Annotated in this window: 10 protein-coding genes; 3 read left to right on the top strand and 7 right to left on the bottom strand. The window is 70.5% G+C overall.

Annotated elements, in window-relative coordinates:
• Window positions 1-12 precede the first annotated feature (12 nt).
• From AB0M62_RS15515 to AB0M62_RS15505, 3 genes are all read right to left on the bottom strand, one after another.
• Window positions 13-936 carry a VOC family protein gene (locus AB0M62_RS15515; RefSeq protein ID WP_366074700.1) on the bottom strand — a complete coding sequence of 308 codons (924 nt, stop codon included), beginning with the start codon at window positions 934-936 and terminating at the stop codon, window positions 13-15.
• Window positions 937-997: 61 nt separating this feature from the next.
• On the bottom strand, window positions 998-1873 hold the full coding sequence (locus AB0M62_RS15510) for a fumarylacetoacetate hydrolase family protein (RefSeq protein ID WP_366074699.1): 876 nt from the start codon (window positions 1871-1873) through the stop codon (window positions 998-1000).
• 125 nt (window positions 1874-1998) lie between these two features.
• Entirely contained in the window at window positions 1999-2391 is a 393-nt protein-coding gene (locus tag AB0M62_RS15505) for a lipocalin-like domain-containing protein (protein WP_366074698.1), read from the bottom strand.
• A gap of 931 nt (window positions 2392-3322) precedes the next feature.
• On the opposite strand from AB0M62_RS15505, the gene AB0M62_RS15500 reads away from it, so the two are divergent.
• Window positions 3323-5587, top strand: coding sequence for a SpoIIE family protein phosphatase (locus AB0M62_RS15500; protein ID WP_366074696.1), 2265 nt, complete (start codon window positions 3323-3325; stop codon window positions 5585-5587).
• A gap of 25 nt (window positions 5588-5612) precedes the next feature.
• On the opposite strand, the gene AB0M62_RS15495 is transcribed toward AB0M62_RS15500, so the two are convergent.
• Window positions 5613-8558, bottom strand: coding sequence for a HAMP domain-containing protein (locus tag AB0M62_RS15495; protein WP_366074695.1), 2946 nt, complete (start codon window positions 8556-8558; stop codon window positions 5613-5615).
• Window positions 8559-8710: 152 nt separating this feature from the next.
• Window positions 8711-9127, bottom strand: a complete 417-nt coding sequence (locus AB0M62_RS15490; RefSeq protein WP_366074694.1) for an ATP-binding protein — start codon at window positions 9125-9127, stop codon at window positions 8711-8713.
• Between the two features lie 122 nt (window positions 9128-9249).
• On the opposite strand from AB0M62_RS15490, the gene AB0M62_RS15485 reads away from it, so the two are divergent.
• Entirely contained in the window at window positions 9250-10221 is a 972-nt protein-coding gene (locus tag AB0M62_RS15485) for a SigB/SigF/SigG family RNA polymerase sigma factor (RefSeq protein WP_366074693.1), read from the top strand.
• Window positions 10222-10244: 23 nt separating this feature from the next.
• Here AB0M62_RS15485 and AB0M62_RS15480 read toward each other — a convergent pair whose 3' ends face one another.
• Both AB0M62_RS15480 and AB0M62_RS15475 read right to left on the bottom strand, forming a co-directional pair.
• A complete protein-coding gene (locus tag AB0M62_RS15480) occupies window positions 10245-10706 on the bottom strand; it encodes an ATP-binding protein (protein ID WP_366074692.1) in 462 nt (153 codons plus the stop codon).
• Window positions 10707-10734: 28 nt separating this feature from the next.
• Complete coding sequence (locus tag AB0M62_RS15475; protein WP_366074691.1) at window positions 10735-11142, bottom strand: STAS domain-containing protein; 408 nt, start codon at window positions 11140-11142, stop codon at window positions 10735-10737.
• Between the two features lie 189 nt (window positions 11143-11331).
• Between AB0M62_RS15475 and AB0M62_RS15470 the strand changes: the two genes are divergently transcribed.
• On the top strand, window positions 11332-11772 hold the full coding sequence (locus AB0M62_RS15470; protein WP_366074690.1) for a hypothetical protein: 441 nt from the start codon (window positions 11332-11334) through the stop codon (window positions 11770-11772).
• Window positions 11773-11779 lie beyond the last annotated feature (7 nt).

The raw sequence follows: 11779 nt of genomic DNA, 5'->3' as shown, positions 1-11779 counted from the left end.
CCTTTCGTTCGTTCAGCCGGCGTCGTGCGCGCCGGTCATCATTGCGGCAAGGTCCTCGGGGCGGAGGAAGGACGGCGATACCGGCGGGCCCCAGTTGTACAGGGCGACGCGTTCGTCCTCCCACACACCGGGGGTCCACAGCTGGTCGTCGACGATGCAGTCCATGTCGGAGTAGTACTCGGAGAAGTTGCCGGCCGGGTCCTTGAGGTACCAGAAGAAGTTCGACCCCAGCTGGTGGCGGCCCAGGCCCCACACATGGCGCTCGGGGTGGCCTTCCAGCATCCGGGTGGCGCCGCGTCCGACCTCGTCCACGTCGTCCACCTGCCAGGAGGTGTGGTGCAGGAAGGAGATGGGGGCCTTTTGGACGAGGACGTTGTGGTGGTCGGTGGAGCAGCGCAGGAACGCCGCGCCCGGTACCAGGTCGCTGACCTTGAAGCCGAGCCCGTCGGTGAAGAAGCGCTGGGAAGCCTCCTGGTCGGTGGAGCCCAGGACGACGTGTCCCAGGCGGCGGACGCGCACCGGCCCCTCACGCAGTACGCCGGGGGCACGCTCGCCAGTCCGCTCGATCCGCCCGGGAGCGTTGTACGGCATCCGCGCGGCTGCGGGCTGCACGATGCGCGGCTGCACCTCGACGGTCACCGTCACCTCGGTGCCCGGGTCGACCGCGCGCAGGCGGTGGGATTCCCGGACGAACGGCACCTCGAGCCGGTCCAGGGAGGCGGCGATCCGGCCCAGGTCGTCGGGGTCGTCGGCGCTCAGGGTGAGCTCCTCAAGGCGGCGCCGCGCCGCCTGAACGATCTTGAGCTGTTCGCCGCCGTCGGCCGTGGCGAAACGGCCGTCGCCGAGGTCGGTCAGCCCGAAATCGGCGTAGTAGGCCGAGGTGGCGGCCACATCGGGCACGCCCATCGTGATGTGCGCCACGCGGTGCAGGGCCATGGCAGTCTCCTCAAAAGCTTCGGTGTGCGGTGATGGGCGCGGGAAGGTGTGCGACCGCGCGTCAGACGGCCTGCGGGCCTTCGGGGTAGCTGGGGCCGGCGACCAGCGGATTGCGCAGCTCACCGATGCCGTCGATCCAGCTGCGCAGTTCCTCGCCGGGGGCCAGGAAGCGGCGCGGGTCCCGGGTACCGCCCACGCCTGCCGGTGTGCCGGTGAAGATCAGGTCGCCGGGCAGCAGCGGGCAGATCGACGACATCCAGGCGATCTGCTGGGACACCGAGAAGATCAGCTGGGAGGTGCGCGACTCCTGCATGGTCTCGCCGTCGATCGCGCAGCCGAGCGCGAGGTCGTCGGGGTTGTCGAACTCGTCCGGGGTGACCAGCACCGGCCCGGTCGGGCTGAAGCCGGGGAACGACTTGCCCAGGGAGAACTGGGGCGCCGGTCCCGACAACTGGATGCCGCGCTCGGACAGGTCCTGGCCGAGCGTGAGGCCCGCCACGTACTGCCACGCCTCGGAGGCGGCGACCTGGGACGCCTCACGACCGATCACCGCTACCAGCTCGACCTCCCAGTCGACCAAGGCACTCGGCAGCGCGACCGTGTCGTAGGGCCCGGTCAGGGACGTGACGTACTTGGTGAAGACAGCGGGACGCTCCGGTACGGCGACCCCCGACTCCGCCACGTGGTCGGCGTAGTTCAGCCCGACCGCGAAGACCTGCCGCGGGCGCGGAACCGGCGCGCCCAGCCGCCGCTCCTCCAAGGGCATCCGCTCGTGGCCGGTCGCGGCCGCGGACTGGGCCCAGTCGCGGAACTCGGCCCAGCGGTCGAAGACTGCCTGCGGGTCCGAGGAGAACAGCCCGTCACTGGCTTTCTCCACGTCCACCACACCGTTGTCGAGGACGAGCACCAGACGGCCGTTGAAATTGGCTGTGCGCATGGCACAACACCTCCTGAGAAAAGGGGAAAAACGGGAAAGGGGAAAAAGGATGAGGGGATGATCAGCCAGGCGGTCGTTGTCGCTGCTCCGGCTGCGTGGCGGGCGGCCGGCCCGGTCCCACGCCGTCAGGCGTCGGCCCGTCGCCAGCGCAGGCGCGTCAGGGACTCGTCGTCGGCCCCGGCAACTGTCAGCTCCAGCCGTCCCGGGCTGAGCCGGACATCGCGCACCAAGGCCGTCCCCGTCCACGGTGTGTAGTGACTGGTCTGGATACGGTGCACGACCGGCCCGTCCGCCTCGCGCTCCCAGCGTCCGGCATAGGCCACGGTTCCGCTGGCCGTCTCCTCGAACACGGATGCGACCGGGGCATCATCGGGATGGACGGTCAGCAGTGCGCTCATCCACCCGTCGGCGGTGTAGAGCAGCATCCCACTGGGACGCTCCCCGAGCGGATGGACGACCGTCCCCTCACGTGTGAGCGAGAAGTCCTCAAGGACCCAGGCTCCGACCAAACTGTTCATGTCTGCCTCGCACCGTGCTCCAGTACCGTCGGCCCGACCGCGCAGGCACCGTCACAGCACCACGGTGACGCCCCAGCGGCCGGGCCGAGTGGCTGGCTCCTGCCACCCACACAGAGCAGTTAACCCGCGACCGCGGCACCGACTCTTGGTCCCCGGTACTCAAAAGTCCGCTTGCTTTGGGCTGACAGCGCCCATGTGACCAGCGCCGATCCGCAACCTGCGCTTTGACGTCCGAACCGTCGATGTACCTGCGCTCCGCGCCGCGCATCGCCATCAGGTGCTCGTGGCGCTCGCTGGGCAGGTCTTGCGAGGTCATCATTTGCCGTCGCAACAACAGGCGAGCCGCTTGGCGGGGGCGCCGGTGCGGGTGTCAGCGTGGATGGTGGTGGTCAGGGCCTTGACGTAGATCTCGACGTCGGTTGCCGTACTCGTCGGCCAGATTGGCCATGGGTGCCTTTCCAGTTCAGCGGCGTCGGGGCGTCGGGGAGGCCGTCTGCTGGGCGGGGCCCGGCGGCGTGGGGCGGGTCTCGCGAGGACGAGGCTCGGGGTACGGGCCCGGCCTCGGGTCGGGCCGGGGGCCGGGCCTGGGTTCGGGTCCCGGCTCATCCGGTCGCGGGGACGGCCTGGGCACCGGGCTGACGTCCGGGTCAGGCGGGACGGGAATACTCATGACGATGTGCCCTTCCGCCGCCGGATTGCCTCGCGGTCACCCGGCCGGCCTGCTCACTCCCCCCGCGCTGCGGCTACCCCGCCAGGTGTCGCCCAATCGGCGGTACGGCCAGGAAGCGCTCCGCTGCCCCTGCCTGGCACGGCCTGCCCGAGTAGAATCCGGTGCGTCGCAATCGTGTTCGCCAGCAGCACGTACCGTCAGGTGCCGGCAGCTGACCGCACAGTCCTATGGCGCCCATGGCCTCCTCGAGACGGAGAAGTCATGATCATGCCCGAGCTGGGGCCACCCCCGGGACCGGCCACCGAAGACGGCGACCTCTCCACGGCTGTGGCCGAGCTCTCGGCGGAGGTCGCCGCCCTGCACGCCGAACGGGCGCGCCGCCACCTGCTCGACCTCGCGGCCGGCGTCCTGGTCGCCCAGCTCTCGACGACCCCGCTCGACGCCGCGGACCACCTGCTGCGTCTCGCCGAGTCCACCGGGGTGAGTGCGGAGGACCTCGCGGCCGACATAGTGAACGGCGCAGCGGGGACGGTCGTCGCCGAAGCCGACGGCGCGGACGGGGCCGCACACGCGCGCCGGTTCCGCCGGACGGCATCCGCGGCGGAATCGGGCGACACGGTCGGCGATGTGGCGGCCGCGCTGCTCGAAGGCGGTCTGCGCCCGCTCGGCGCGCAGGCCCTGTGGCTGTGGCGCCGTACCTCCACGGACTGCCTGGAGCTCGCCGGGCACGCGGGGGTGAGTTCAACGGAGGCGTCCCACTGGCGGTGGATCCCCCCGGAGGGGGGCGGGCCGCTGCACCGCGCGCTGGCCGCGGCGGAACCGGCCTGGCTGCCGGCCGGACCGCCGTCCGGCGAGCGGTTGCCGGGCCCCTCTCCCGAAGCGGGCCGCGCGATCGTTCCGCTGTGGCACAGGGGTTCCCTTGCGGGGATGGCGCTGGCGGTCTGGCCGGGTCCCGCCCACCTCGACGAGCCGGTACGCCGGGCCCTCGTGGGACTGACCGAGACAGCCGCCCGGATGCTCGACGAGGCGGGCACGGATCCGGCGGAGCCGCCGGCGCTCGGCGCCCTCCTGGATCTGCTGGCGCACCCGGCCATGCTTCTTCGTACGGAGCCGGAGACCTCGGCGCTGTACGTGGAGCACCTCAACCCGGTGGCGATGAAGGCCGCGGGCGGGGTGCACGCGCCCGTGGGACGTCCGCTGGCGCAGGTCTTCCCGCACGTCGACGGCGATCTCGCACGCCTGGTGGCGGACGTGGAGTCCACCGCGGCGCCGCAGCGCGCGGGCCGGATACCCGGCACCTACCGGCACGGAGGCCCGGACCCCATGCTCGACGTCCGGGTGCTGCCTGCCGGACGGGGTCACTCGGCCGTGCTCTGGCACGCCAGCAGCGACTCGGGTCTCTCGGTCGCGCGGGCGCTGAGCCGTCTGGAATACGTCGCCTCCTTCGAGGACGACCTGATCACCGGCGACTCCCGGTGGAGCGACCAGGCGTACACGATCTTCGGGATCCCCCGGGACACCGACCCGGTGCCCCTGCGCAAGCTCGGGCCGCGGCTGCACGCGGCGGACACCGGCCGGCTGGAGGAGCTGCTCACCGAGGTGACCGGCAGGCTGGAAGGTGCGCACACCCTGGTACGCGTCATCCGTGACGACGGGGGACTGCGCCATGTGCGTATCGCCGCCGAGCCGCTGCTGACCGATGGCGTACTCACCGGCGTCACCGGTATCTACCAGGACGTCTCCGCCCGGCACCACACCGAGGTCGCGCTGACCGCCACCTTCGACCAGCTGACCGCCGTTCAGGCGCAGTCGGCGCTGCGCCATCAGCTGGCCCTCCAGCTCCAGCAGGCGATCGTCCCTGAGGTGCCGAGGCTGGAGGAGTCGCCGGGGCTCCAGGTCGCGGCCCGCTACCGGCCGGCGGCGGAGGAGTACCGCATCGGTGGCGACTGGTACGACGTGCTGCCGCTGCCCAGCGGCCAGGTGCTGGTGGTGGTCGGTGACATCGCCGGGCACGGTATCGACGCCGCGACCGGGATGGTCGCCCTGCGCAACGCGCTGCGCGGGCTGGCCTTCACCGGCCACTCCCCCGGCCGGCTCATGACGTGGCTGAACGAGGTCACGCTGCACACGCACGGGCATCCGACGGCCACCGCGGTGTGCGCGTTGTACGACCCGGCCGACCGAACCCTGTGCTGGTCGAGCGCGGGCCACCTGCCTCTGCTGCTGCTGCGGGAGGGAATGGCCGAGTTCCTGGAACCCCCGCGCAACATCCTGCTCGGAGCCGTCCCGTCCGCGCGCTATCAGGAGACCGTGACGCAGCTGATGCCCGGGGACACGCTGCTGCTCTACACCGACGGGTTCATCGAGCGGCGCCACACGGGCCTCGACGAGAGCCTGGCGATCCTGCGGCGCGCGGCCGAGGGGCTCGGTCCCGGCGGGATGGACGAGCACGCTGACCGGCTGATGGGGGCCGTCATCGGCGACACGGACGACGACACCAGTCTGGTGGTGGTAAAGGTGTCCTGACCGGTCGGCCGCCGTCCCGGTCCGGTCAGCCGCCGGTCAGCCAGTTGCGTATCCGGCCGACCAGGTCATCCGTGTCGACGGGCTTGGTGACGTAGTCATTGGCACCGGCCGCCAGCGCCTTGGCCCGGTCGCCGGGCATCGCCTTGGCGGTGACCGCGATGACAGGGACGTCGGCGAACCGAGGCATCTCCCGGATGGCGGCGGTGGTGGCGTAGCCGTCCATTCCGGCCATCATCACGTCCATCACGATGAGGTCCACGTCGTCGTGCACGGCCAGCAGATCCAGTCCGGCCCTGCCGTTGTCCGCCTGCAGGACGCGCATCCCCTCCCGCTGCAGGACTTCGGTGAGTGCGAAGACGTTGCGACTGTCGTCGTCGACCACGAGGACCGTGCGGCCGGCCGCCGGAGCGCCCGGGGGCGGCGCACCCTCCAGCTCCCAGCGCATTCTGCCGCCGGCGTGGGGCCGTTCCGGGCTGTGCTCCAGGTGTACCGGAAGGTAGAGCGTGAAGCGGCTGCCCCGCCCCGGGCTGCTCTCGGCCACGACGGCGCCGCCGAGGAGCTGCGCCACCTCCCGGCTGATGGAGAGGCCGAGGCCGGTGCCGCCGTAGCGGCGGGCGGTGGTGCCCTCACCCTGCTGGAAGGCCCCGAAGATGGTCTCCAGGCGCTCGGCCGGGATACCGATGCCGGTGTCGGTGACGCGGAAGGCGAGCGCCGGCCCGCCGCCACGGAGGGCCGGCGGCAGTTCCTCGTCCCCGGCAAGGTCGACGCGCAGTTCGACGTGTCCCTCGTCGGTGAACTTCAGTGCGTTGGAGAGCAGGTTGCGCAGCACCTGCCGGAGCCGGGACTCGTCGGTGATGAGCTCGTCGGGTATTCCCGGTCCGGCGATCACCCGGAAGTCCAGCTCGCGTTCACTCGCCACCGGGCGGAATGTGGCCTCGACGTACTCGACGAGGAGGTTCAGCGAGACCGGCTCGGGATGGATGTCCATCTTTCCGGCCTCGACCTTCGACAGGTCCAGGATGTCGTTGATCAGCTGGAGCAGGTCGGAACCGGCGGAGTGGATGACCTCCGCGTAGTCGACCTGCTTCTCCGTCAGATTGCCCTCGGGGTTCTGTGCGAGCAGCTGGGCGAGAATGAGCAGGCTGTTCAGCGGGGTACGAAGTTCGTGGCTCATGTTGGCCAGGAACTCGGATTTGTACATTGACGTACGGGAGAGCTGCTGCGCCCGGGTCTCCAGCTCCTGACGGGCCTGCTCGATCTCCAGGTTCTTGCGCTCGATGTCGCGGTTGCGGTCCGCCAGCAGGGCCGCCTTCTCCTTGAGTTCGGCGTTGGACTGCTGAAGCTCCTCCTGCCGGGCCTGCAACTCTTGGGACCGGGCGCTCAGTTCCGCCGTGAGCCGCTGCGAGCGGTCCAGCAGTTCGTCGGTGCGCGCATTGGCGATGAGTGAGCTGACGTTGACGCCGACCGTCTCGATGAACTGCTCCAGGAAGTCGAGATGTATGGCGGTGAACGGGCGCAGCGAGGCCAGTTCGATGGCGCCGAGGACCTGCTCCTCCGCCACGATCGGCAGCACGATCAAGGTGCTCGGGTCGAGGGAGCCGGTGCCCGAGGCGATCGTCGCGTAGCCGGGGGGCACCTCGTGGACCGTGATGGTGCGGCGGCTCTGCGCGGCCTGGCCGACCAGGGACTGCCCGATCCGGAAGCGCCGGGGACCGGTGGCGGGGTCGTCCGGCGCTCCGTACGCGGCGATCCTGACGAGTTCGGTGCCGGCGGCGCTCTCCTGGGCCAGGAAGAAGGCTCCGTACTGTGCGGAGACCAGCGGAGGGACACCGTCCATGATGAGCTCGGCGACCGCGCCGAGGTCCCGGGTGCCCTGCATCAGTCCGGCGATCCGGGCCAGGTTGGTCTTGAGCCAGTCCTGCTCCTCGTTGGCACGGGTGGTCGCGCGCAGCGACTCCACCATGGCGTTGATGTTGTCCTTGAGGTCGCCGACCTCTCCGGGGGCCTCGACCGTGATCGAGCGGGTCAGGTCTCCCTCGGCGACCGCGCTGGTCACCTCGGCGATGGCGCGCACCTGGCGGGTCAGGTTGCCGGCCAGCTCGTTGACGTTCTCGGTGAGCCGCTTCCAGGTGCCGGAAACGCCTGCCACCTCTGCCTGGCCGCCCAGCCTGCCCTCGCTCCCGACCTCGCGCGCCACCCGGGTGACCTCGGCGGCGAAGGACGACAGCTGGTCGACCATGGTGTTGATGGTCGTCTTCAGTTCGAGGATCTCGCCCCGGGCGTCGACGTCGATCTTCCTGGTCAGATCACCCTGCGCCACCGCCGTGGTGACCTGGGCGATGTTGCGGACCTGGTTGGTCAGATTGGTCGCCATGGAGTTGACGTTGTCGGTCAGGTCCTTCCAAGTGCCGGAAACGCCCCGGACCGTCGCCTGCCCGCCCAGGTCTCCCTCGGTGCCGACTTCACGGGCGACGCGGGTCACCTCCTCGGCGAACGAGGAGAGCCGCTCGACCATCGTGTTGATGGTCTCCTTCAGTTCGAGGATCTCCCCACGTGCGTCGACTCTGATCTTCTGGGTCAGGTCTCCCCGCGCGACGGCTGTGGCGACCTGTGCGATGGACCGTACCTGCGAGGTGAGGTTGTCGGCCATGGTGTTGACGCCTGTGGTGAGCTCCTGCCACACGCCGCTGACCCGGGGCACCCGCGCATGGCCGCCGAGCAGGCCCTGTCCGCCGACTTCCCGGGCCACCCGGGTGACCTCGGCCGTGACCAGCGACAGCTGGTCGGCCATCCCGTTGTAGACCGACGCGATCTCGCCCAGCAAACCGTCGGCGTCTTCGGGGAGGCGGGTGCTGAAGTCTCCGTCACGTACGGCGGTGAGCCCGGCCAGCAGCCTGCGGAGTCCCTCTTCGCTCAGCTCCGCGGTGGGGCGGACAGGCCCGGCCCCGCTGATCCGGTCGGACTCTTCCATGGCTGACCTCGCGCTCATGACTCACGACGCCGGGCATTCGGTCCCCGCAGGGCGAGGGTCCTCCACGGCCTGGGCTCCACTGTGGCACGCGGCCGCGCGCCGGTCATCCGGGGTCGGGGCGGTAGGAACGAGCCTCTTGTGACACGGTCCGATCACTCCGGGACGGTCATCTCGAACCAGACCGTCTTGCCGGCCTCCCGCCGGACCCATCCCCATCGCGACGACAGCCGTTCCAGCAGATAGAGGCCGTGGCCGGACGCGCGGGCGGCACGGTGCGGCCCGTGCGGCGTCGGCTGTCCGGGCCCGGTGTCACTGACCTGCACCAGGAGCCTTCCGGGTGCGCGGTCGAGTCTGAGCTCGTACGGAGCGCCGCCGTGCCTGCACGCGTTGGTGACGACCTCGGAGACGAGGAGCAGGACGTCCTGGGCCATCACTCGACCGGCCGCTCCGGAGAGGGTGAACCAATCCGCCAGCACCTGGCGGGTCAGGTCACGGCACCGCCCCACGGCGCCCGGCCCGCCCTCCAGCGGGAACCGACGGGTGCGGGTCCGGCTCTGTGCTCCCTCCATGCGATACGCCTGCCCAGCAAAAAAGGGTCAAATCGGCATAATTGGGTAAGGCCTCTAGGGACGCTCACGCGACGGTCCCGCTGCAGCCGACAGCGCCGGCCGCTTTCCGTCGGAGGAGCCTCATGTCCAGTACTGCCCGTACCGCCAGAGCCGCCCGTACCGCCGGAACCACCCGCACCGCCAGGGCGTCCGGCCGTACTCCGGTGTCCACAGAACTCGTGCCGCGCCGACCGCGTCGGCGGGAGGCCTCCCCTCTCGCCGGACTCCCGGAGATCCCCGACTTCCGGACCCTGAGCACCCTGGACGCGCGGACGCTCTCGACGGCCCTCTTCCTGCGGCTGCGCAGGCTGGAGGAAGGCTCTCCGGAGTACTCCTACGTCCGCAACACCCTCGTCGAACTCAACCTCAGCCTGGTGAAGTACGCCGTGACGCGGTTCCGCAACCGCAGCGAGCCGGTGGAGGACATCATTCAGGTCGGGACGATCGGCCTGATCAAGGCCATCAACCGGTTCGACGTGGAGCGCGAGGTGGAGTTCGCGTCGTTCGCGCTGCCGACGATCGTGGGCGAGATCAAACGCTTCTTCCGGGACACCAGCTGGGCGGTCCGGGTGCCGCGCCGGCTCCAGGAGCTGCGGATCGACCTGGCCAAGGCGTACGACACCCTGGAGCAGGGCCTGGGCCGCGTACCGACCGCGGCCGAGCTCGCCGAGCGCCTCGGACTCACCGAGGCGGAAGTGGTCGAGGGCCAGCAGGCGGCCAACGGCTACATCGCCCGCTCGCTCGACGCTCCGCTGAAGGAGGACGAGGCCCGCAGCGCGGTGAACCGCTCGCTCGGCGAAGAGGACCGGGCATTCGATGTCATCGAGTGCCTGGAGTCCCTCAAGCCTCTGATCGCGGCCCTGCCCGAGCGCGACCGCACGATCCTGTCGCTGCGCTTCGGCGAGGAGCTCACTCAGTCGGAGATCGGCGCCCGGCTGGGCATCTCCCAGATGCATGTCTCGCGACTGCTCGCCCGTGCCCTGGCCACACTGCGCGTCGGCCTGCTGGAGGACCTGCCGGCGGAAGCCGCGCAGGCCGCCGGCGACGACGCATAGCCCTCCCCTTCCACGCCCGCCGGCTACCGGCGCGGAACGGGCTGCCGCTGCCCGGCGCCGCGAACCGGTGACGCCACCTCCAGCCACACGGTCTTGCCGTCCTTCCGCGCTGCCGAACCCCACCGCAGCGCCAGCCGCTGCACCACCACCAGACCGTGCCCGCCGGGCATCGCGGCGCTGCCGGGCGGGCGGGGTCGCGGGTGCTCGGGGCTGGCGTCGGCGACCTCCACCCGCAGCCGCTCGTCCGTGCAGTGCAGCACGAACTCCGTCGGTCCGTCGGTGTGCAGGCAGGCATTGGTGATCAATTCGGAGACCAGCAGCAGCACATCGTCGACGACGGCCTGGTGCTCCTCGTTCCGGGCCGGGGTCCACCCCCAGTCCGCCAGGGCTTCGCGGGTGAAGTCGCGGCACCGTGTCACCAGGCCCTTGGTGCCGTACAGCGCGAGACGCCGGGTCTGGCCCTGTGCCAGGAGGCTCCCGCTCATCACTTGTCCTCCCGCCGCTGCTCTCCCGCTACGTCTGCCGCTCTGCCCGCGGACTCTCCGCCAGCGCTTCGGCCAGCTCTGTGTGCACCCGGAACACACCGTCGGCTCCGGTGATGTGCAACATCCGGGCGACCGGCGGCTGCAGAGCGGCGAGCTCGAGCCGTGCCCCCGCCTCCTGGGCGGCCAGCCTGCCCCGAAGGAGGACATTCAGCCCCGTCGAGTCGCAGAACCGCAGTTCGGCGCAGTCGACCACGATCCGGTCCGTTCCGGCGCCCAGCGCGTCGCCGAGGGCTTCGCGCAGCGGACCGGCGGTGTCATGGTCCAGCTCGCCCGCGAGCGCCAGCACCACAGTGCCGGCGGCCGCTCTCCGTCGGACGCTGAATCTCGCCGGCAGAACGCTTTCACCCTCCGGCTGCCCGGTCACTCCCGACACCATGCGGAACACTCCCGTTCAGTGCGGATCCATCGGAGTCCGCGGCGCCCGCCGCTGCGGCAGAGGCCCGTACGCCAACCAGCGGTACCAGTCGATGAGTCACTGCCTCGGCATGCACGTGCCCCGAACAAGCGGACTTACGCATATGCTGGCACCGTCGTCCCGAAAGCTGGTTGACCGATGAGAACGCCCGTGGAAGAACCGATCGGCAGCGTTCAGGAATTCGAGCTGCTGAGTGTCACCCTGCAGGCGGAGGGGCACGAGGACATCGATGTCCCGCTTCCTGTACCCGGGGAAACCTCCATCGTTCCCCGAACTGCTCCTTTCACATTGAAGGAGGGTGCGGAAGTCCGCGTCATGCTGGCCTTCCGCCTGGGCAAGCCCGTCGAAGGCCTCACGTTCACGGATGTGCGGCACCGGCAGGGGTCGGTGATCGGCTGCTCCGAGGTGCTCCTCGGCGGTTACCGGCCGGGCGGCCCGTACGAGGTGGTACTGCCGCCGGAGCGGCTGCCCATCGGCCATCTGGCCCGCGACACCTACGAGGTGACCGGGACCTTCGTCGACTCCGACGGCCACATCCTCGGCCATGAGAACCACGCCTTCGTGATCATGAAGGACTGGCGCGACAGCTGACCCCCGT

Source organism: Streptomyces sp. NPDC051219 (assembly GCF_040682335.1).
GTDB lineage: Bacteria > Actinomycetota > Actinomycetes > Streptomycetales > Streptomycetaceae > Streptomyces.
The sequence above is the reverse complement of the archived record's forward strand: the minus strand, read 5'-3'. Positions and strand labels throughout refer to the sequence as shown.

Excerpts from the sequence above, each read along its gene's own strand:
- AB0M62_RS15515 (WP_366074700.1), bottom strand. The coding sequence starts at position 936 with ATGGCCCTGCACCGCGTGGCGCACATCACGATGGGCGTGCCCGATGTG.
- AB0M62_RS15510 (WP_366074699.1), bottom strand. The coding sequence starts at position 1,873 with ATGCGCACAGCCAATTTCAACGGCCGTCTGGTGCTCGTCCTCGACAAC.
- AB0M62_RS15505 (WP_366074698.1), bottom strand. The coding sequence starts at position 2,391 with ATGAACAGTTTGGTCGGAGCCTGGGTCCTTGAGGACTTCTCGCTCACA.
- AB0M62_RS15500 (WP_366074696.1), top strand. The coding sequence starts at position 3,323 with ATGATCATGCCCGAGCTGGGGCCACCCCCGGGACCGGCCACCGAAGAC.
- AB0M62_RS15495 (WP_366074695.1), bottom strand. The coding sequence starts at position 8,558 with ATGGAAGAGTCCGACCGGATCAGCGGGGCCGGGCCTGTCCGCCCCACC.
- AB0M62_RS15490 (WP_366074694.1), bottom strand. The coding sequence starts at position 9,127 with ATGGAGGGAGCACAGAGCCGGACCCGCACCCGTCGGTTCCCGCTGGAG.
- AB0M62_RS15485 (WP_366074693.1), top strand. The coding sequence starts at position 9,250 with ATGTCCAGTACTGCCCGTACCGCCAGAGCCGCCCGTACCGCCGGAACC.
- AB0M62_RS15480 (WP_366074692.1), bottom strand. The coding sequence starts at position 10,706 with ATGAGCGGGAGCCTCCTGGCACAGGGCCAGACCCGGCGTCTCGCGCTG.
- AB0M62_RS15475 (WP_366074691.1), bottom strand. The coding sequence starts at position 11,142 with ATGGTGTCGGGAGTGACCGGGCAGCCGGAGGGTGAAAGCGTTCTGCCG.